At 59.7% G+C, this 19,679-nt stretch carries 17 protein-coding genes; 7 read left to right on the top strand and 10 right to left on the bottom strand.

Features of this window, described 5'->3' with window-relative positions; all coding sequences use genetic code 11:
• Positions 1–83: 83 nt before the first annotated feature.
• On the top strand, positions 84–1,109 hold the full coding sequence (locus KMZ29_RS20520; protein WP_215620929.1) for a ribonuclease Z: 1,026 nt from the start codon (positions 84–86) through the stop codon (positions 1,107–1,109).
• 39 nt (positions 1,110–1,148) lie between these two features.
• On the opposite strand, the gene KMZ29_RS20515 is transcribed toward KMZ29_RS20520, so the two are convergent.
• The 5 genes from KMZ29_RS20515 to amrS all read right to left on the bottom strand — a co-directional run bounded on the left by KMZ29_RS20515 (position 1,149) and on the right by amrS (position 9,439).
• Positions 1,149–4,007 carry an AMP-binding protein gene (locus KMZ29_RS20515; protein WP_249779743.1) on the bottom strand — a complete coding sequence of 953 codons (2,859 nt, stop codon included), beginning with the start codon at positions 4,005–4,007 and terminating at the stop codon, positions 1,149–1,151.
• Positions 4,007–5,809, bottom strand: a complete 1,803-nt coding sequence (locus KMZ29_RS20510) for an adenosylcobalamin-dependent ribonucleoside-diphosphate reductase (RefSeq protein WP_215620928.1) — start codon at positions 5,807–5,809, stop codon at positions 4,007–4,009. The genes KMZ29_RS20515 and KMZ29_RS20510 overlap by 1 nt, the downstream gene beginning before the upstream one ends.
• Positions 5,810–6,154: 345 nt before the next feature.
• A complete protein-coding gene (locus KMZ29_RS27040; RefSeq protein ID WP_369810146.1) occupies positions 6,155–6,559 on the bottom strand; it encodes an Mth938-like domain-containing protein in 405 nt (134 codons plus the stop codon).
• A gap of 101 nt (positions 6,560–6,660) precedes the next feature.
• Positions 6,661–7,464 carry an Fpg/Nei family DNA glycosylase gene (locus KMZ29_RS20500; RefSeq protein WP_215620926.1) on the bottom strand — a complete coding sequence of 268 codons (804 nt, stop codon included), beginning with the start codon at positions 7,462–7,464 and terminating at the stop codon, positions 6,661–6,663.
• Positions 7,465–7,552: 88 nt separating this feature from the next.
• Entirely contained in the window at positions 7,553–9,439 is a 1,887-nt protein-coding gene (gene amrS, locus KMZ29_RS20495) for an AmmeMemoRadiSam system radical SAM enzyme (RefSeq protein ID WP_249779742.1), read from the bottom strand.
• 373 nt (positions 9,440–9,812) lie between these two features.
• On the opposite strand from amrS, the gene KMZ29_RS20490 reads away from it, so the two are divergent.
• From KMZ29_RS20490 to KMZ29_RS20470, 5 genes are all read left to right on the top strand, one after another.
• Positions 9,813–10,268 (top strand): DUF3775 domain-containing protein, encoded by a 456-nt coding sequence (locus KMZ29_RS20490; RefSeq protein ID WP_215620925.1) that lies wholly within the window; start codon positions 9,813–9,815, stop codon positions 10,266–10,268.
• A 90-nt stretch (positions 10,269–10,358) separates the two neighbouring features.
• On the top strand, positions 10,359–10,538 hold the full coding sequence (locus tag KMZ29_RS20485) for a hypothetical protein (RefSeq protein ID WP_215620924.1): 180 nt from the start codon (positions 10,359–10,361) through the stop codon (positions 10,536–10,538).
• Between the two features lie 12 nt (positions 10,539–10,550).
• On the top strand, positions 10,551–11,375 hold the full coding sequence (locus KMZ29_RS20480; protein WP_215620923.1) for a CheR family methyltransferase: 825 nt from the start codon (positions 10,551–10,553) through the stop codon (positions 11,373–11,375).
• Between the two features lie 132 nt (positions 11,376–11,507).
• Positions 11,508–11,816, top strand: coding sequence for a GYD domain-containing protein (locus tag KMZ29_RS20475; protein WP_215620922.1), 309 nt, complete (start codon positions 11,508–11,510; stop codon positions 11,814–11,816).
• A 56-nt stretch (positions 11,817–11,872) separates the two neighbouring features.
• A complete protein-coding gene (locus KMZ29_RS20470; protein WP_215620921.1) occupies positions 11,873–12,706 on the top strand; it encodes an MBL fold metallo-hydrolase in 834 nt (277 codons plus the stop codon).
• Positions 12,707–12,874: 168 nt separating this feature from the next.
• On the opposite strand, the gene KMZ29_RS20465 is transcribed toward KMZ29_RS20470, so the two are convergent.
• The 3 genes from KMZ29_RS20465 to KMZ29_RS20455 form a co-directional block, all read right to left on the bottom strand.
• Positions 12,875–13,960, bottom strand: a complete 1,086-nt coding sequence (locus KMZ29_RS20465; protein WP_215620920.1) for an alpha/beta fold hydrolase — start codon at positions 13,958–13,960, stop codon at positions 12,875–12,877.
• A 146-nt stretch (positions 13,961–14,106) separates the two neighbouring features.
• On the bottom strand, positions 14,107–14,526 hold the full coding sequence (locus KMZ29_RS20460; protein ID WP_215620919.1) for a DUF3775 domain-containing protein: 420 nt from the start codon (positions 14,524–14,526) through the stop codon (positions 14,107–14,109).
• Positions 14,527–14,595: 69 nt separating this feature from the next.
• Positions 14,596–15,015, bottom strand: a complete 420-nt coding sequence (locus KMZ29_RS20455) for a CBS domain-containing protein (protein WP_215620918.1) — start codon at positions 15,013–15,015, stop codon at positions 14,596–14,598.
• 288 nt (positions 15,016–15,303) lie between these two features.
• On the opposite strand from KMZ29_RS20455, the gene KMZ29_RS20450 reads away from it, so the two are divergent.
• Positions 15,304–17,154: an AMP-dependent synthetase/ligase gene (locus KMZ29_RS20450; protein ID WP_215620917.1), complete on the top strand. Its 1,851-nt coding sequence runs from the start codon at positions 15,304–15,306 to the stop codon at positions 17,152–17,154.
• 368 nt (positions 17,155–17,522) lie between these two features.
• Here KMZ29_RS20450 and KMZ29_RS20445 read toward each other — a convergent pair whose 3' ends face one another.
• Positions 17,523–18,914 (bottom strand): MFS transporter, encoded by a 1,392-nt coding sequence (locus KMZ29_RS20445; RefSeq protein WP_215624345.1) that lies wholly within the window; start codon positions 18,912–18,914, stop codon positions 17,523–17,525.
• Positions 18,915–19,138: 224 nt separating this feature from the next.
• Positions 19,139–19,591, bottom strand: coding sequence for a DUF2267 domain-containing protein (locus tag KMZ29_RS20440; RefSeq protein WP_215620916.1), 453 nt, complete (start codon positions 19,589–19,591; stop codon positions 19,139–19,141).
• Positions 19,592–19,679 lie beyond the last annotated feature (88 nt).

Genomic DNA, 19,679 nt, shown 5'->3' with positions numbered 1-19,679 from the left:
CCCCTTACGAGGAAAGCTGCTGCTTGCTCCCAACCATGATTTGGCGCAATCCAAACTGCTGCTGTCATGCATTAAGATAGAACATGCGTCCGCTATTGCATCCAATGCTGATAAACGGGCGAACCGGCGATCCGGCGCTCTATATCGAGACGCTGTTCGAGAAGCGGGCGATCCTGTTCGACCTTGGCGACATCACGTCATTGTCGCCGCGAAAGATTCGACGCCTTGAGCACGTGTTCGTTTCGCACGCGCATATCGACCATTTTTTCGGTTTTGATCGTCTGTTAAGGGTGCTCGTCGGTCGGGACAAGCAGATCCATCTTTATGGCCCGAATGGCTTCGTCAATCACGTCCACCACAAGCTCCAGGCCTATCTCTGGAATCTCGTTGATCGCGAACCTGGTGATCTGGTTTTCGTGGTGACAGAAATCGATGCTTCTCTTTCCACTCAAACAGCTCGGTTTCGCCTCAAGACAGCGTTCGCCGCTGAAGCAATGGGTACGGGCCGGATCGACGAAGGCATCGTGGTCAAGGATCCAACCTTCCGGGTTTCAACCGCAGCGTTGGAGCATCGCACGCCGTGCCTGGGGTTCGCTATCGAGGAACCTGCTCACTTCAATATCTGGAAGACCCGGCTCGCAAAACTCGGACTTCCGGTCGGGCCCTGGTTGGGCAGCCTTAAGCGTGCGGTCATCGAGAGCAAACCGGATGATTTTCCGGTTCGGATCGGCTCTTCCATGACGAGCTCGAACGATCGTGACATGCCACTCGGGAAGCTTCGTGATGTATTGACTGTCACTCCGGGCCAGAAGATCGGGTACGTTACCGATGTCGCAGATACTGCGGGTAATCGCAAAGCGATCGTCGAATTGGTCAAAGGCGCCGACCTTCTGTTCATTGAATCCGCGTTTGCGAGAGCGGATGTGGCTTTGGCGACCGAGCGCGCCCATCTGACGACCGAGGCGGCCGGGCAAATCGCTCGCCAGGCGGGAGTGCGCAGAGTTGAGCCGTTTCACTTCTCCGCCCGTTACACAGGGAAGGACGAGCGAATGCAGAATGAGGTCATGGCGGCCTTTGCCGGGCAACCATGGGTGAAAAAGGATCCATAGTGCTTGGTGTGTCGTTTCGAATTCCGCGCAGCGACGGGTTCACGGTACCGTCGGCTTCACCAATTCTCCCAAGTCGGGCTCGCCACAGCGGGACAATATGCTCCTGCGCACCTCATCACGCAGTCGCAATACCGAACCGAAATCCGTGCCCGATGGCATCACCGGCTCGCCGATTTCTACGGTGACGGCAGTGCGCCTCGGAAACCATTGGTTGCTACGCAGCAGAGATCGCGTCCCGCAAATAGTGCACGGCAGGACGGGAAGTCTTGCCTCGACAGCCACCTTGAATGCACCTAGATAGAATCCAGAAAGGCCCACCCGGCGAGTGAATGTGCCCTCCGGGAAGAAGACCAGAACGCGACCTTGGCGCGCTAACGCAATCAGCTCCTCGGTACCTGTGAGGCTGCCAGTCACATCATAGCGTTCGACAAACGGTATGCCCAGCCGCCGCAGCAGCGAGCCCGCTATAAGCTGTCCAGAAAGCTCCTTTTTGGCTACAATTGCAGGTTCGCCGGGGAGAGCCGCAGCCAATACGAGCGCGTCCATGTAGCTTGAGTGATTGAACGCGAACATCGCTCCTCGGCTGGGAATGCGTTCGATACCGATGATCGAAACCGGAACCCCCATCGCCGCCAGCGTGCCGCGACAAATCCACCTGAGGGCAGCCCACCGCCAAGTCATGCGCGGTAGAACGAGCAAAGCAAGTGAGCCTAACAAGAAGGCACCGGCAAGGACTAGCCACCACCAGGCCGCGTAGAGCATTTCGCGCGCCAATAGCCTTACCCGCCTTATCTGCGGACCGATCCCGGAAAGCGCCAAACGCAAAAGCTGCCACCACAGGGAACGCCGCATCGGGCCGACGTGACCGCTTGCGTAGAGTTCTTTCGCGGCGCTGCGCCGGATCTTGCCACTCGATGTCTTTGGAACAGTGCTCGGTGGTGCGAGCACCACCTCATCCGGTGGGGTTCCGGCGATGTCTGTTGTGACCTCCTGCGCGCGCGCCTGTAATGCTGCGCGCATCGCTGGATCAGTCTCGCGTGTCTCGGCGAGAACGATGACGCGCTCAGTACCAGAGGCTCGATCGGCCACGCCAAAGACGGCGACGCCACCCTTTCGGATTCCGGGAATGCCGGCCACCGCTTCTTCGATCTCCTGAGGATATAGATGACGGCCCGCGCGAATGATGATGTCCTTGATGCGGCCGGTGATGTAGACGTCGCCGCCGGCCATGTATGCGCGGTCGGCGCTGTCGATCCAGCCGTTGTGAATGAGTTCGCGGGTCTTGATCTCGTTGTGGAAATAGCCGCGTGTCGTGGAGGGGCCGCGAAATTCAAGCCTTCCTTCCCGCCGTTCGCCGAGCTCGTAACCTGCCTCATCGACGATGCGAATCTCGTGACCGGGCAGCGGCTGCCCGCAGGCTACGACCTCGAGCGGTTTCGGGTCGCCCGGCTTTGCCGGCTCAGCCTGCCCCTGCATGCTAAGCCTTTCGCGGTTGACGCGATCGATGATTGGCGGTCGGTTGAGCGGCGGGAAAGCGAGTCCGACCGAACTCTCAGCAAGACCATAGACAGGCGCCATGGCTTCTGCGGGGAAGCCGTAGCGGCCAAATCGGTCGATGAATCGGCGTAATGTCTGCACGCTGACGGGCTCTGCACCGTTTGCAACCATGCGCAAGGAACTGAGATCCAATCCTTCAAGGTCCGCATCGGCTACTTTGTTGAGGCACAGTTCGAACCCGAAATTCGGTGACGCTGAAAAGGTGGCGCGAAAGCGGTGGATAGCCCATAGCCAGCTTTCTGGTCGCACGAGGAAGCTCAATGGCGACATGGCATAGAGCGATGCACCAAAGTGCAGGCATCCGAGCCATGCGCCGATCAAGCCCATGTCATGATAGAGGGGCAGCCAGCTGACAAATATATCGGCCGAGCTGGCCTCCATGACCGCACCCATCGCCCGGATGTTGGCAAGGAGGTTCGCGTGGCTGAGCAGCACTCCTTTCGGATCGCCGGTACTGCCGGATGTGTATTGGATAAGTGCGATCGAATCGGGATCCCCAACCAGCGGCAGCCCGGGGATCGCCGTGGAGCGTTCCAGATCCTCGACGCTCTCGGCTGCATTCAGCGTCTCCACCTGCGCGCGCAGCAGGGCGGCAAGCCGCCGGCCCTCGGCCATCGTGATCAGGAGCCGAGTACCGGCGTTGCGCAAGATGCCGGTCTGGCGGCGCAGGTGTTCCTCGATCTGTGAAAGTCGCATCGGAGGGTAAATCGGCACCGGAATAGCGCCGGCGTAAAGAATGCCGAAGAAAGCAATGAAAAAATCGATGCTGGTGGGCAGCATCAGGGCTACGCGGTCCCCGGGGACAATATCTCGGGCGATCAAGCCACGAGCCACGTTGCGTGCTCTTGTGGCGAGTTCGCCATATGTCAGTGTGCCGAGAATCGTGGTCTCATCTTGCAATACCGTCAGATGCAGGCGGTCGGGATGGTGGGCCGCATGCCATTCCAGAACCTCGACCAGGGTCTGTGCTTCGCTCGCGGCTGGAACAGACGGAAGGGCAGGAGCCTGTCGTGTTTCGAGAGCGATTCGTCCTTGCGTCGGTCTGGCCTGTTCCAGCGCCTGCACAAGATCATGAATGGTTTCGGCCTCGCCGATGGTCTGAGCAGGTAGCCGCACGCGAAATGCACGCTCAATTCGCAGGATGAGTTCGGTTCGGCCCAGGCTGTCGATCCCCAGATCGCGCTCTATGCGGCTCGACGGACGGACGTCGATAAATCGAAAGCGTTGAGGATGCAGTTCGCGCACCAATGCCGCCACGACCATGATCAAATCTTGTTCTCGCAGATCCTGCCGGGTGGCAGTGGCAGGCGAATCTGACGAAGTGAGGCGTTCCGACATCATCAATCTGCTTCCCGTTCGAGAACGCAACAGTGCGGAGCCTCGACGCCAGCCGCTCCTTCGCTCAGCACTGCTCCTGTGATCCAGTTGGGGCGAAAAATGGTGCAGCCCTTCAAACCATGGTCGTACGCCAGATCATAGATTTGCTTGAACTCACTGAGAGGATAATCTGACGGTACGTTGATGGTCTTCGAAATCGAATTGTCGACGAATGGCTGCAGTGCCGCCTGCATGGCGATGTGAGTGCGAGCGGAAAGTTCCGAGGCGGTGACGAACCCGACGGGCAATCCTTTGGGCCGGCCGCTGCTCTCGCGCCATTGGTGGAGTGCAAAGTTGGTGAGCACGAAGTCTTTTGCCGTTCCGTTCTCGCCGAGCACCTTGCGATTATAGGAGGCGGCGAAGATCGGCTCCAGACCACTGGACACGTTGCCGCCGAGCAGGCTGATTGTGCCGGTCGGCGCAATCGCAATCAGATGACTGTTGCGGATGCCATATGTGGAGATACCTTCCTGGATATCCTGTGGCAGGCTTCGGATGAAATGGCCTTGCAAATACTTGTCGCGTTCGAAGTAAGGGAAACTGGCTTTTTCTTTCGCAAGCGCAATCGACGTGCGGTAAGCCGCATGACAAATACAGCGCATGATGTCGATGGCCAGAGAGATCGAGCGATCACTGCCGTAAGTGAGGCCGAGCATGACGAGGGCGTCGGCGAGCCCGGTGATGCCGAGGCCGATGCGCCGCGAGCGATACGCATTCTCGGCCTGTGCGGGAAGTGGAAATCGCGAAGCGTCGATGACATTGTCGAGCAGCCGCACGGCGATCTGCGCGGTCTCGGTAAGGCCGTCAAAATCGATGCGTGCGTCTGGCATGAACGGCGATCGCACAAAGCATGTCAGATTCAACGAGCCGAGATCGCAGGCCCCGTACGGGGGCAGCGGGATTTCACCGCAAGGATTTGTGGCAGTGATCCGCTCGCGGTACCAGAGATTATTGAGCTGATTGATACGGTCGATGAAGAGCACGCCGGGTTCGGAATAATCATAGGTAGCCTGCAGAATGCGATCCCAAAGCTGTCGCGCAGGGACACGCCGAAGGATTCGGCAGGGCACCGCCCGAGCGTTGCCCGGCCATTCTCGCAAGACCGTCTCGCCGTCTCCGTCGAATACCGCCGCCGGAAATACCAATGGCCATTCGGCATCGCTGCGCACCGCCGCCATGAAAGCATCCGTCACCTGGATCGACAGGTTGAACCGGCGCAATTGTCCCGGCTTTTGCTTGGCAGCAGCGAACTCTTCAATGTCGGGATGATCGCACCGCAGGGTCGCCATCATGGCGCCGCGTCGGGCGCCAGTTGACAGGATGGTCCCACACATGGCGTCCCAGATCTGCATAAAAGACACTGGGCCGGACGCAACGGTTCCGGCGCCCTTTGCCAGGGTGCCACGGGGCCGCAGGGTTGAGAAATCCAGCCCTATGCCGCCACCCTGCTGCATCGTGACGGCGCCCTCCTGCAAGGCTTTAAAGATGCCGGGGATCGAGTCTTCGATCGGTCCCATCACGAAGCAATTGAAAAGTGTGACGTTTCGCGCCGTTCCGGCACCGGCCTGGATGCGGCCGCCGGGTAGAAACTTGAAGTCTTGCAGGATGCGGAAATACCGCGCTTCCCAGCCGGCGGGATCGTTGGGCTCGACAGCCGCGAGCGCACGCGCAATCCGACGCCAGCTGTCGGTGATCGTGCGCTCGCGCGCGTACCGATACTTGGTCTCCCAGACATGGCGGAAAATATCGGCCATAGGTTCGTTCATCCGGGAACTCCGACCGGCCGCCATGCCATCGAATAGGCTTCGGGCCGGCCCCGACCAAATTATCGATCAGATCGCTCTTCCTGGTCTGATCTGTATCAACGCCGCGGGGACCACCTTTCGGTTGCATGCCCATTACGCATAGCGCGACAGCTATTTCCTGACGATAAGACCTCTTGAAATTCCTCAATCGAGCGGCAGCGGCGTTCGTTCAAACAGATGAAGGCAGCAGGTGGAAGGAAGAAGTCCAAAAAGCGTGGGAGACCGCCAGGATAGCTTGGCAGCGATACCTGTTCGGACGTGTGAAAGCAGCCGGTATCATTAGTTGATAGTCACCGAAATCCGCAACTAGCACGTGGTGTGAAATAATCCCGCCACTGGCTCCCGATCGCGCAGCCGATTGTACAGCGTGACCGCTTCCTGGGTTGGCAGCACATGTGTACGCACGCGACGGTCCGCGAGCAGTCGCAGGGTTTGCGGGCATACACGAAGTCGATTCAGCATGCCCTGCGACAACACGATCGTGGTGGCGCCATGATCAAGCAGCTCAGTGACGTCAGCGGGCTGTATTCCTGGTTGGTGAGCGGTTCCGGTCTCGTTCCAATTCCAAGCCCGCGCTCCGCCTGGGAAAACCTTGGCATCCCTGAATGTGCCAACGCCATCGACCTCGATCCGTCCCCAAGCAAGCGTGGCAATACGCGGCGATAGATACCCACGTTCGGCGTTGACCAGTGATTTCGATGGTCTTGGCATGATCTGCAGTCCAACAAGCTCATTTGTTTCCAATTTTCGGGCGGCGATACGTTGATCTTCGTCAGCCCGGTGAGCTGCACCAGACCGTTGATCGCGACCCGTCAGCAACCCTGACACTGTGGACAGCAATAGGCAGTGCGGCCGCCAACTTTGAAGACCTTCAGGAGGGATCGGCAGCGGGGGCAATGCCCTCCCTTTTTGCGCTCGGGCAGAAAGGAGCCCTTGGGCATTCGCTCGACGAGCTGTTCTGAGCCTGCGCCACGGACAATCGCCGTCTTGAGGACCTCGCGCATTTCCAGAAACAGGCGCTTGAGCTCGCTTGGCGCAAGATTGTCAATCCGCTCAGCTGGGTTTATGCGCGCCTGAAACAGGATCTCGTCGGAAAAAATGTTCCCGATCCCGGCGAGGATTTGTTGATCCATCAAGACCGATTTCACATCGCGTCTGATACCGAGCACGGCGGTTTTGAAGGCATCGAAATCGAAGCGCCGGTCGAGCGCATCCGGTCCCAGTTTTTCAGCCGCGATGAAATCGGCCGCGTCCTCGACCAATCCGACGCGTCCGATCATCCTCTTGTTGGTATAGGCAAGACAGCCATCGCTGGCGAAATCGAGCCGCACCCGAGTAAAAGGCGGTTCGTCGTCGCAGCTCTGGACAAATTTGAGCGCACCAGTCATGCCGAAATGCAGGGTCAGCCAACCGCCATGATCGATATTCGCCATGAGGTGCTTGCCGTGGCGGCGAGCGGCAACGAGCTTGGCGTTTTGCAGGCGGGAGGCAAATGTCCGGGCAGAGAGTTTGCCCAGGATGCGCGCATCGCTCACCACGACCCGAGCGATCGTCTTATACAGGACGTTCTTTGAGAGCACACGTTTGAAGCCTTCGACATCGGGCAATTCGGGCATCTCCGCATCCCTCAATTCTGTGACCCACAGATCAGCGCACTCTTTCTCCTGAGACCAGCTGGCTCGGCTGCCTCCACCAAATAGCAGCCTATGCTGCTGCAATCTCACGGCGTCGTCGAATGAGGCCGGCTTCCACCCTGGCGAACACCAGGCTTTTCCGGCTGTAACGGTTGAGATCAATCGAGAGACGTTTCGCCAGTCGTTCGACCGTCGGCAGCGGAGCGGGGTCAGCTCTTGTCCAGAACGGCCGCAACTCGCGCAGGAAGATGTTCAAGGTAACCGGGCCAACGCCGTAGAACGCGAGCAGTCGTTCCTCAACATCGCGCGCATCGCGTGCCGTATCGTGCAGCCGGCTCAGGCGGCCACCGTAGTCGGCAATAAGCATCTCGCAGTCGCGGAGAATCTGAGTCGATTTGCGGCCATCATAGCGGACATAACCGCCCTCGCGCATCACTGGATAGACGAGGAAATCCCAACCGGCCTCCAGAATTTTTTGCGGATTGGTCAGGCCGTTGCGAATGAAACTCCGATACGTGTTCTTCGCCGTGGTCTCGGAAATTCGTGCCCCGAATAGCAGGCTGGCGAGAAACCAGCGGAAATATTCGGCATCGCTCCGCTTGGCCAGACCAATGCCGAGTTCCTCGGAATAAAGCAGGCTGCGCTCCAATGCGCGCCGCGTCGTGTCTGTGGGCTGCCTGCGCTGCGAACGGCCCGACCGCTGAGCTTGCAATTGGGCGACCATCGAACCCCACGCGTAGAGCGGCGCGTTCGTGTCGCCCGGCCCACCGGGGGCCGTGCTCATGCTGACCGGCATGCGCTTCGATCCCCAGGTGCCGGGCGAGGGAGCGAATCTGCCGGCGCAAGCTGTGCCGCAATCTTTGCATTTGCCGTCGTCGGTCAGGCGCCAGGCCGTGATCTCGTACCAGTCGCGGCCGATGAGCAGCGCCTGGCACTGGTGACAGTAGGTGGCCTGACCAGCTGGATCGTGGACATTGCCGGTGAAGGCATAACGAGCGCCGTTCTTCGTCGCGATGGCACGAGCGCGAGACAACGTTTTTGCCGGAGTCTGCGGGATATCGCGCATCCGCCAATCCGGATGGAAGGCCGTAAAATGCCACGGCACGTCGGGACCAAGATTTTCCACCACCCATTGCGTCATCTGTTCGAGCTCTGCCTCCGAATCATTCAGGCCGGGGATGAGCAGAGTGGTGATTTCAAGCCAGACCCGCGTCTCGCGCTTCACATAGACGAGCGTATCCAGGACCGGCTGCAGATGCGCGTAGCAGACCTTGTGATAGAAATCGTCGGTGAAGCCCTTCAGGTCAATATTGGCCGCATCCATGTGGCGGTAGAACTCGGCCCGCGGTTCCGGGCAGACATAACCGGCCGTCACCGCGATGCTCTTGATGCCGCGCGCATGACAGGCAATTGCAGTGTCGATGGCGTATTCGTGGAAAATCGTCGGATCATTGTAAGTGTAGGCGACGCTCGGACACCCGAGCCGTTCCGCCATCCGCGCAATGTCCTCGGGATAAGCGCGCTCGGCGAGTACGTCGTATTCGCGCGCCTTGCTGATGTCCCAGTTCTGGCAGAACTTGCAGCCCAGATTGCAACCGCTGGTTCCGAATGACAGCACTGGCGACCCCGGCAGGAAGTGGTTGAGCGCCTTTTTCTCGACCGGGTCGACGCAGAAGCCGCTGGAGCGACCATAGGTCGTCAGCACCATCTGGTCGCCCTGCCGCGCGCGCACGAAGCAAAAGGCGCGCTGGTCCTCGTGCAATCTGCAGAAGCGAGGACACAGATCGCACTGAATGCGCCCATCGTCCAGCTTGTGCCAGTATTGAACGGGATAGGAGTCGAAGGACTTTGCCATGACATCACCTCGCCCATCGCCGCCTTCGCAATCTCTGAGTTTAACGTAGCGGTATTCGGCGCCGTGCCATTGGCCCACATAGGGCTCGACCTGGACCTGCATGGCGCGCGCTTGCTATCGCGACGATGGCAAGCCGGTCGAACCGAAATCCTCCGGGGTGCTCGGCCGGAATGGCTACGGATCCCACCGCCATGCTTCATCGGTAGGTTGGTTTATCGCGTAGGCAGATCCACGCCCGTAGATGCTTGACCTGCTGTGCTTGTCCGCACGACAGCAAGATAAGTTAATTGTACGGGCTGAGCGGCCACTTTGATCTTAATCAATTCCGTCCGTGAATCTTATTCTTCTCTGCGAGGGCGAAACCACGAAGGGGCACGGTCGGATTGACTTGTCTCAACGAGGTGCCGCCCAATTCCCTGCCCAATGTTGGCGTTCTGTCAGAGGACATGATCGCCCCAAGCTACGGAGACGGCACATGCGGAAAAAATCGGTACGGACCGAAAGTCCAGCGGATGACGGCGCACAAGTGCTGACGATCTCTCCTGAAAAGGTCTGCTTCATCATCTTCAAGGCCAAGGAATATGACGCCAAGGATGAAGTGACGGAGATTGATCCTGGATCAAATCCGTCCGACGACAAGGACGTCTCAGTTCTCGAGGACCACGAAGACGATCCTGTCGTGGAGGAGCTTACGTCGTTAATCAATTCACTGTCCGAAGACGAGCAGATCGATCTCGTGACATTGGCATGGCTGGGGCGGGATGATTATTCCGCCAGCGACTGGCCGGCGGTGCGCGAAGAGGCGGCGCGTGCGCGTAATCAACGGACGGCCGAATACCTTCTCGGCATGCCCCTTGTCGGCGACTTCCTGGAAGAAGGTCTTTCGATGCTTGGCTATTCCTGCGAGGAGTTCGAAATCGAGCGTCTTTAGTCTGGCCGACAGGGGAAGTCTCGTCGTTGACGATCCGAATCCGCGGTGAGTTCGACGCGCGGGTGTGGCCCATACGTAATGGAGACAATCATGGCGCGGAGCAACAGCAGGCAGCCAAGGCCCGACATCGAAAAGAAGAAGCAAAATGAGCGGCAGCGCCTGGAGGAGGCACTTCAGGAGGGGCTGGAAGAGACCTTCCCGGCTTCCGATGCGGTGGTGGTGACGGAGCCGGCGCGTACGAAGTCCGACATCAGCAATAAATCAGATTAAGCCGGGAGTCTCGTGAACGACAAGGATTGCACAGCGTTCCTTCAATGGGCGTTGCCGCAACTTGAGCTGCGCTGGCCCGGCTTCCGAAAGGTCCGGCGCCAGGTGTGCAAACGCCTAAGGCAGCGGATGCGCGATCTTGGCCTGCATAGCTATTTAGCTTATCGTGCGCGCCTCGAAGATGATCCATCGGAATGGCGTGTTTTTGATGAATGCTGCCACATCACTATTTCACGGTTCTTTCGTGACAGAGGCATATTCGAAGCCGTGCGCAGGCGCCTGCTGCCCGATATCGCTGCGCGAGCCAGGTTCGAAGGGCGCGGCGCGCAACTCTGGTCGGCCGGATGTGCCTCGGGCGAAGAACCTTACACCTTGAAGATGCTCTGGGATTTCGAGGTTGCAACCGCATATCCATGCGTTTCGCTGTCGATCGTCGCCTCGGATGTCGACCAAGCAATGCTTGCACGCGCCCGTGAAGGCTGTTTTGAGCCGACGAGCCTGCACGAACTGCCGCAGACGCTGATCGAACAGGGCTTTGACCGGCTGGACTCTCGCTACTGCGTCAAGCCGGAGCATCGCGAGGGGATCGAGTTTCTTGATCAGGATCTCCGGACGGAGACGCCGGAAGGCCTCTTCGACCTCATCCTCTGCCGATATGTCGCCTTTACCTATTTTGCTGTGCCGCTCCAGCGTAAAGTCCTGGCGAACATGCTGAAACGGCTCCGGCCTCAGGGCTGGTTGGTGATCGGAACCCACGAGCAATTGCCGACCGATGTTCCCGAGCTGGCTGCGCTCGATAGCGTTCCGCAAATCTTCCAGAAAAGAGCAGTATCTGCCTAGGCTCAAGGCCCACTGGCTTGCCGGGCGGGCGATGACGCCCTGGCGGCTGCCGCGCATCACCCGTCAATTGATTGAAATCAAACCCCGCTATTCGCATATCGGTACTCTGTCTGCCCAATAGGAGGCAATGCCATGCCCACCTTCATCATGCTGACGCGACTGAATCCCGATGCGGTGCGCTCGCCGAAAGGGCTTGAGCAACTCGAGCGCGATGCCATGAAGCGCGTTCGGGAGCAATGTCCCGACGTCGAGTGGCTGAGCAGCTATGCGGTGCTGGGGCCGTACGATTATCTCGATGTCTTCAAGGCCAACGACATCGAGAGCGCGGCCCGTGTTTCCACTCTCCTTCGGACATTCGGCCATGCCCAGACCGAAATCTGGACGGCGACGGAGTGGGACCGGTTCAAGGAAATTGTCCGCACGTTGCCCGGACCAGGCTGATCGCATCAGGGGTTTGACGGTCGGGGCATTCGGCAACGACCTGATGATAGCATCTCGTGCATCTCGCCCAGGACGAAGCCCGTTGTGCTTCGTCGGGGTTCCTCAAATTGGCTTCATCGATGAAGGTGAAATCATACGCTGGGTCACTCAAGTTGACGTTCCTCGGTACGCGCGGTGAAGTCGAGGCACGCTCTCGTCGGCATCGACGCCATAGCTCGCTGCTTGTTCAGTGCGACGAGGCGCGCATCATGATTGATTGCGGAACAGATTGGCTGGGCCGGCTTGACGCGGTCGCGCCGACGGCCATTGTGCTGACGCACGCTCATCCGGATCATGCTGCTGGCCTTGCCGAGGGCGCTCCTTGTCCGGTCTACGCGACCAAGGTCACATGGGATTTGATCCGTCGCTTCCCCATTGATGGTCGGCGCAGGCTGCCGCTGCGAAGGTCCATAATGATCGACGGAGTGCGATTCAAGGTATTTCCGGTCGAGCATTCAGTCCGAGCGCCGGCGGTCGGGTTTCGCGTATCGGCAGACGACGGGTGCTTCTTCTATGTGCCCGATGTTGCCGGGATTCCCGATGCGGCGCACGCACTTCGCAGCATCAACGTCTACATCGGCGATGGTGCGACGATGAAGCGATCGATGGTGCGCCGTAAGAGACGGACCGTAATCGGCCATGCGCCAATCTCCAGTCAACTCGATTGGTGTGAAAAGGGCAATGTTAGGCGTGCCATCTTCACCCATTGCGGATCGCCAATCGTGCGTGGCGACGCGCGTAAGCTAAATGCAATGCTCCGGCGGATTGGCCGCCAACATGGCGTCGAGGCGCGTTTTGCCTGCGATGGCGACAGGCTGTCGTTTGCCGACAGTGGATATCGCCGCTGGTAACGAGGGTACCCGAAAAGATATCTGAGTCAGCCAACCGGCCGCTGAGACCTGGTCTTCAACGTCATCTTGCACGCGCCGAAGATCTCGGAACGGCTCGCCATGCTGGATCGAAGATGGCTTGTAGGGCGTCAGCAGCGGAAGCAGACCGGGCGCTGATTGTTGTTCTCTTCAGCGGTGCGAATTGATCCAGGAGGCGATGTCCGGCCACACCTGGGCGTGCGCCTCACGCCCGATCAGGATCCCGAGGTGCTGCAAGCCGACGCCGATCTCGCCGGGATATTCGATGATGCGAACATCGCTCGTGGGCATTGCATCTATAAAGGGCTTGACCGAGTCGAGAGGTGCGACATCGTCCGCCGTGTTGATAATTGCAAGCGTGGGCACCGACACGCCTTGTGGACCGACCAAGGTGCCGCCAATCCTTAGAGCGCCTTGGCAGAACAGGTTCTCGCGATAGAGCCACTCGATGATTTGATGGACCAATTTGCCCGGAAGGGGAACCTCGTCGAGAGCCCAACGCTCGACCCGTGTATGAATTTCCATTGCGTGACTGTCGGTGATGCTGAATGCTGCGTCCGTCAGCCTTGACCATATGAACGTGTCGGGTGATGCGAGGGCGCTCACGTGAGACAGAAGCGAGCCCGGACACGGCTCCGCTTCGGTCAGACCCGACGGCACCAGGGCGACCAGCCCATCGCGGAAACGGCTCGTTGTCGGCCGGAAGCATAGCGGTGCACCAAGCAGCAGAAGACCGCGGATGGAGGTAGGCGCCAGGGCGCCGAATATGGCTGCCAGGGTGCCACCAAGAGAATGACCGATCAGAAACGGCTTTACGCCCGCGCTTTCGCCTGAGATCTTCGCGACGCAATCGCTGATGGCCTCCGTGTATTCTGTGAGGCCATTGTTGCCCGTCGTTCGAGAGGCCGGCAGCCATTCCAGGAGGTGCACATGCAAATCCTGTCCCAGACAGAAGCGGATCGCGCTCGCCGTGGGAGCAAGGTCCCAAATGTATGGGCGCTTGATTGGAGCCGCAACAATAAGCAGGGATTGTGCCGTATCGTGTTTGGTGTAGTCGCGAAGGCGCCAAAATGGACCCGAGGCAATGACCTGATAGGGACATTCGTTCGGGTTCAGACCAAACGCTCCGAATGCATGCCCTTGTGCGCGCCGCAGGATGTCGGCGACACCGAACTGAAACCAGCAGGCGTCCAGTGCCGCATCGATCGGAATGCTCTGGGCCACCAAAGCCACCATAGATGTGTTCTCCTTCGTCGATCAGGACCAACCATCAGCACCCGGCACGTAGGTCCGAACGTGATGGCAGGCGGTCAGCACCCCGAACGTGCCGTCGCGAAAGCTCCTTCAATCTGCGGGTCGACGGCCGTGGAATCGTAGCGTCTTCATCCGGCAAGCTTGGCCTCATAAAGCCCCTTCGCAACATGATCGTGCAGATCGGGATCGTCGACGATCGCCGCGGTGATCGCGTCGTCGCCGAGCATCTCGGCTTCAGCCAAGCCCTGATGCCACTTCTTGGCTGCGAGGTGCCCCTGACCGATCCGCATTAGCGCAAAGAGCTCACGACGCGCCGGTTCGGACAGCGAGCGGATTGCCTCGGACAAAGCCGCTGCCGGCTTGGAAGCGTCAGCCGGAAGCGGTTCGACTCCAAGTTCAACGGTGGGGTTGCGTTCACCTCGCCCGGGCGTCACACCATCAAGATCATTCTCCGCCACATTGCCGAGCAATGCGTCGCGCTGCGCTCGCGCGGTGTTCGCGAGAAGCGCAATGAAGCGGGCCTGATCCACGTGCAGGTCCTTGAGCATATTCGGTCTCATCTACTGAGTGGTCGTAACCAAGGCGACCGACCAAATGTGAGCGACGCGGTCGACCGACTAGACATGATGCCCGGAGACCGCCCGCAACATTTCACCCGAAAGCTCTTTGCTGACCTTGTGCGAAATGTCGCCGAGGCTGAGCATGCCGACCATGGTCTTGTGGCTATCTGTCACGGGCAGGCGGCGGATTTGTTTCGCTTCCATGGTCTCGATCGCAATCTGGATGTCGTCATCCAGTGAACAGCATACGACGTCCTTCGTCATGACGTCCTTGGCAGTCATCTCGGCCAGGTTGCCGCTGTCTGCGAGTGCGCGGCAGGTTATGTCACGATCGGTGACTATTCCCACCAACTGACTGTCTGCCTTGACAGGGATCGCGCCGACATCGCTTTCACGCATGCGTTTCGCGATTTCCCTCACAGGCGTGCTGGGTTCGACGCAGGTTGTACCTTTGTGCATGACGTCCTTGACTTTCATTTCGTCCTCCTCCGGTCCAATTCAAGACGCTACCAGATAGTTGAAAATAATCGCGCGCGCAGGCCGGCACTCATTGATCTGTGTCAAGAGCGGAGCACCTCGGCGGGAATAATAGGCGGTTCCGCCGTAGGTCGTTCACATCGATGGCACAGGCAAATCACTGGGTTTTCGTGCGTGAGCCGACGGTCTCGCGCACGCCGCCTTTGCGGTGTCAGCCGTCGAGAGCATGAGCGTGTCGTGCTTGTCACTGCGGCCGCACTCATGAGGTTTGACCGCGATGGACTTTCGATGACCGAGCAACCCCAGCAGCCCGTTGTTCCCGATGGCAACGTAGTCGCCGCTCGTGAAGCGGGCACGTTGTGGGGGCTGTTCTGCGAGTGTGTCCGGCGCTGTCCGGTTGGCATTGCCTACCGAGACTACGATCCTGTCGCGGGGAATTGGTGCGATCACACTTGGCAGACGATTGCCGCGCGCGTTGACCGATTCCGCGCCGCACTCGCACAGGAGAAGCTTGAGGCCGGAGACCGAGTAGCGATTCTGCTGCCCAACGGGATCGATTGGGTGTGTCTCGACATGGCGGCGCATGCGTCGGGCCTGGTTGTTGTGGCGCTTTACCCGCACGACAACGCAGCAAGCAACGCCTACATCCTCGGCCACTCCGGGGCCCGTCTGGTTCTTCTCGATAGCGATGCGCGCCGGCAGTCACTCCGGCCGTTTCGGTCAGAATTCCCATCGCTCGAACGCATGTGGATCCGCGACGTCGGTGCAGGCTCTGCCACGCCAACTTCCGAACTCATCGTACGCAATCTCGCCGATGTCCTTGCAAACGCCTCCGAGCCGCCGGTGCCGCATCCGGCGGCACCGAGCGATCTCGCTTCGCTGGTTTACACCTCCGGCACCACCGGCAGGCCCAAAGGCGTCATGCTGTCACACTTCGCCCTGCTGTGGAACGCCGAAGCGTCAGCCGCGATCATTCCGCCGCGGCGGGACGACGTATTTCTGTCGGTTCTCCCACTTGCGCATGCATTCGAGCGCACCGTCGGCTACTACCTACCCATGATGGGAGGCAGCACCGTTGCTTACGCACGCTCCGTACAAGACTTGCGCGACGATCTCATCGCGGTCCGCCCAACGGCGATGCTAGGCGTTCCTCTTCTCTACGAGCGAATGTCTGCCGCGATCCGGGCGAATGTTGCAGGGAGCTTCGCTAAGCGGAATCTGTTGCAAATCGCCGCGCTTCTCGGCTGGCGCCGCTTTGAGGCCGCACAGCATCGGGCCAGTCCAGGTCTTGCTGCGCGATTGTTTGGGCCGATCCTTAAGCACTACATCGCAGCACCGGTGCTGGCGGCGTTCGGCGGACGGCTTCGTGCCGCGATCAGTGGAGGAGCCCCGCTGGATCAAGACGTCGCTCGGCTATTGATCGGCTTGAGCCTGCCGTTGGTCGAGGGATACGGTCTCACCGAAGCAGCGCCGGTGGTTGCGGCGAACGGACTCGATGACAATTTGCCCGGCTCGGTCGGGCGTCCCTTGCAAGGAGTTGAGGTGAAGCTCACGCCGGAAGGCGAACTGCTGGTGCGCTCGCCTTCCATGATGACGGGGTACTGGAAGGATCCGGGCGAAACGGCGCGCGCGCTCGATCCGATGGGGTGGCTCTCAACCGGCGACTTCGCCGAACTGAAGGACGGCCGCATCTTCGTCCGCGGCCGCCTTAGGGAGATGATCGTTCTATCCATCGGCGAGAAGGTCAATCCGAACACCGTGGAAACAGAGCTCACCCGCGATTGCCTGTTCAAGCAGGCCGTAGTGGTCGGCGATCGCCGCCCATTCCTGATTGCCGTGATCGTCCTGGACCCTGACGCGTGGAGACGCTTCGCTGCCGACAAAGGCCTTGACCCGGAGCGGCCCAATCACGCCGCCAGCAAGACCGAGTTGCTTGCGAGAGTCACGCCGCTCCTTGCCACCCTGCCACGGTATGCGCAGGTTCGCGCCGTGCACTTGATACTGGAGTCGTGGACGATCGAAGCTGGGTTATTGACGCCAACCCTCAAGGTCAAAAGGGACGTCGTGCAGAAAATGTTCGCCCGGGAGATCAACGCTTTGTATGCCGAGCTGCCCCAAAGCCGCCCATGGCCCTGCTGAATCTGGAAAATGTATGCACCGACATATTCTGATCCCGACTGATGGCTCGGAGCTGTCACGGAATGCAATCGGCTACGGCACGTCCTTTAGCGAAGTCGGTCAACGCCAAAGTCGCGGTACTGACCGTATCGACGCCGTTTCATACGTTTGCGGTTGAGCAAGGTATGATCACCAATTCGCCGGAGCGTTACGGGAAGCGCATGGCGACCCTTGCGGCAAAAGACCTCAAGGTCGCGAAGGAGGGCAGCCGGTGTGAGCTGCGAGACGATGCACGTCGAGCCCGATCAGCCATATCTGGCCATCATCGAGACGGCGGCACGTGGATCGTGCGACCTGATGCAGATCGCAGACCCAGATTCAGGCCACGGCTATTCCTCCCGCACTCGCGCCAGCAACGCCGAGCCCGCCACGAAGAATACCACCAGCACCGCCATGCCGGCCTTCTGGCTTGCGGTGATCGCCGTAATCGTGCCGATCAGCAGTGGCCCGGCGAATGATGTGATCTTTCCGGTCAGTGCGAACAGTCCGAAATACTGGGCGATGTGGTCCTTCGGCGCCAGGTGGATCAGGAGCGTGCGCGACGCCGCCTGCAGCGGGCCGCCGGCGGCACCGATCAGACATCCGAGTATGAGATAGATACGTTCCGTAGCCGCGGCGAATAGCGCTCCGTCAGGCACCGGCGGCGCGACCGTGACGAACAAGATGCGATCCTTGTCGACCAGCAGGATCGCAACGATCGAAAGCAGCAGGATCAGCATGCTGCCGGCGATCACCCGTTTCGGTCCGAGCTTGTCGTCGAGCTTGCCGCCAAGCCACGCGCCGAAAGTACCGGCAATCGCGAGCAGAATGCCGAATGTGCCGATCTGAATCGTGTTCCAGCCGAAGGTACCAGCGGCGTAGATGCCGCCGAACGTGAACAGCGATACCAGAGCGTCGGTGTAGATCATGTTGGCGAGCAGAAATGCCGCCATCGATTGTCGTTTCGGCAATTCGGCGAGCGTTTGTCGTAACTCTGTCAATCCCTCGCGCAATGCTTCGCCTATTCGCCTCCTGGCGGGATAATCGGGCGTCAGCAGGAACATCGGCAGCACGAAGATGGTGAACCAGATGCCGGTCAGCGGGCCGGTAATGCGGTCACCCTGATGGGTAACGGGATCAAGACCGAACAACGGGATAAATCCGAACAGCGTGCGCCCCGTGTCCGGGCTGGCGGCGAGAAAGCCGAGCACCAGAACCAGACTGAGGATTCCGCCGGCATACCCGGTAGCCCAGCCGGTGCCGGACAACCGGCCAATCATGCCCGGCGGCACCAGCGACGGCATCATGGCGTTATTGAATACTGTGGCTAATTCGACGCCGATGGTAGCGATCCCATAGGCGAGCAGTAGCGGTGGAATGACGCTGGTGTCGCCGGGCTTTCCAAACCACATCAGACCAGAGCCGATCACCAGTAGCGCACCGAACGCCGCGATCCACGGCTTGCGGCGGCCGCTCCTGTCCGCGATTGCGCCCAGAACAGGTGACATCAGGGCAATCATCAACCCCGCAGCCGCAGTCGCGAAGCCCCACTGCGCCTGTCCGCTTGCTGGGTCCGAGGCCACATGCGTTGCGAAATAGGGTGCGAACACGAAGGTTGTGATCAGCGTGAAGAAAGGCTGCGTCGCCCAATCGAAGAGAATCCAGCTAATGACGGCGGCACGCGGGGCATAATTCTGCTGCATATCAGCGATGTGTGGGCCCGAATCTGCTGTCACTGCCATGGTCGAAGAGACCTTATCACCCCGCTGGCGCATCTGGATCATCGCAGAGAACGACAGAGCCTGGAGTTCGCGCCGGTGCGTCGCTCCAATCTGGGGGAGGGACACGTCTTCGCCGTCGCTGGTGAATGCGACCTGGGATCGCTAAGCCGTCGGTAAAGGCAACTGAGCTCAGCTGCACGAGCCTTCGTCCCGATACTGCAGTAAATGATGGGTCAACTTCGACTTCAGCATGCGCCCGGTGCGGAGTATGGTTCCGGCCAGATCGTGCGGAGATCATCAGGCAACGCGTGCCGCACGTGCTTGATCTCGCCTGCCGTTACTTTCTTCGATAAGAGTTCAAAGACGGCCATAACTGCCTGCTCAGTGTTGGCTGGCGGATCTTGCTCGAAGTCTTCATCAATTCGCGCCAAGAAGGCCGCCTTGCTGCGTGACCGCACGGGAGTTCCTGATGGCCGCCACTGTTCATAGTAGATGCCGCGGAGCAATGTTGGAAGTTGGGCACCGAGGTCGGCTGCTTCATTGAGCTGTAACCAATCTCGTAACGCATGAAGAACGCTCTTCAGCAGCCGATAGGCTCGCGGCTTGTTGTGCCATTCGAGCCGTTCGTCAAGGTCGTTGATCCAGGTGTGAGTGAGTTCGAGCGTATGCTGCAGGCCTTCGAGCCCCTTAATGCTCATATTCGCCTCCCTACTGACCATCCGCGTTGACGTAAGCTGACAGAGACGGAGGGGCCGCAATTGATCTCGCGCAAGTGCGGAGGGCTAT

It is taken from the genome of Bradyrhizobium sediminis (assembly GCF_018736085.1).
GTDB lineage: Bacteria > Pseudomonadota > Alphaproteobacteria > Rhizobiales > Xanthobacteraceae > Bradyrhizobium > Bradyrhizobium sediminis.
The sequence above is the reverse complement of the archived record's forward strand: the minus strand, read 5'-3'. Positions and strand labels throughout refer to the sequence as shown.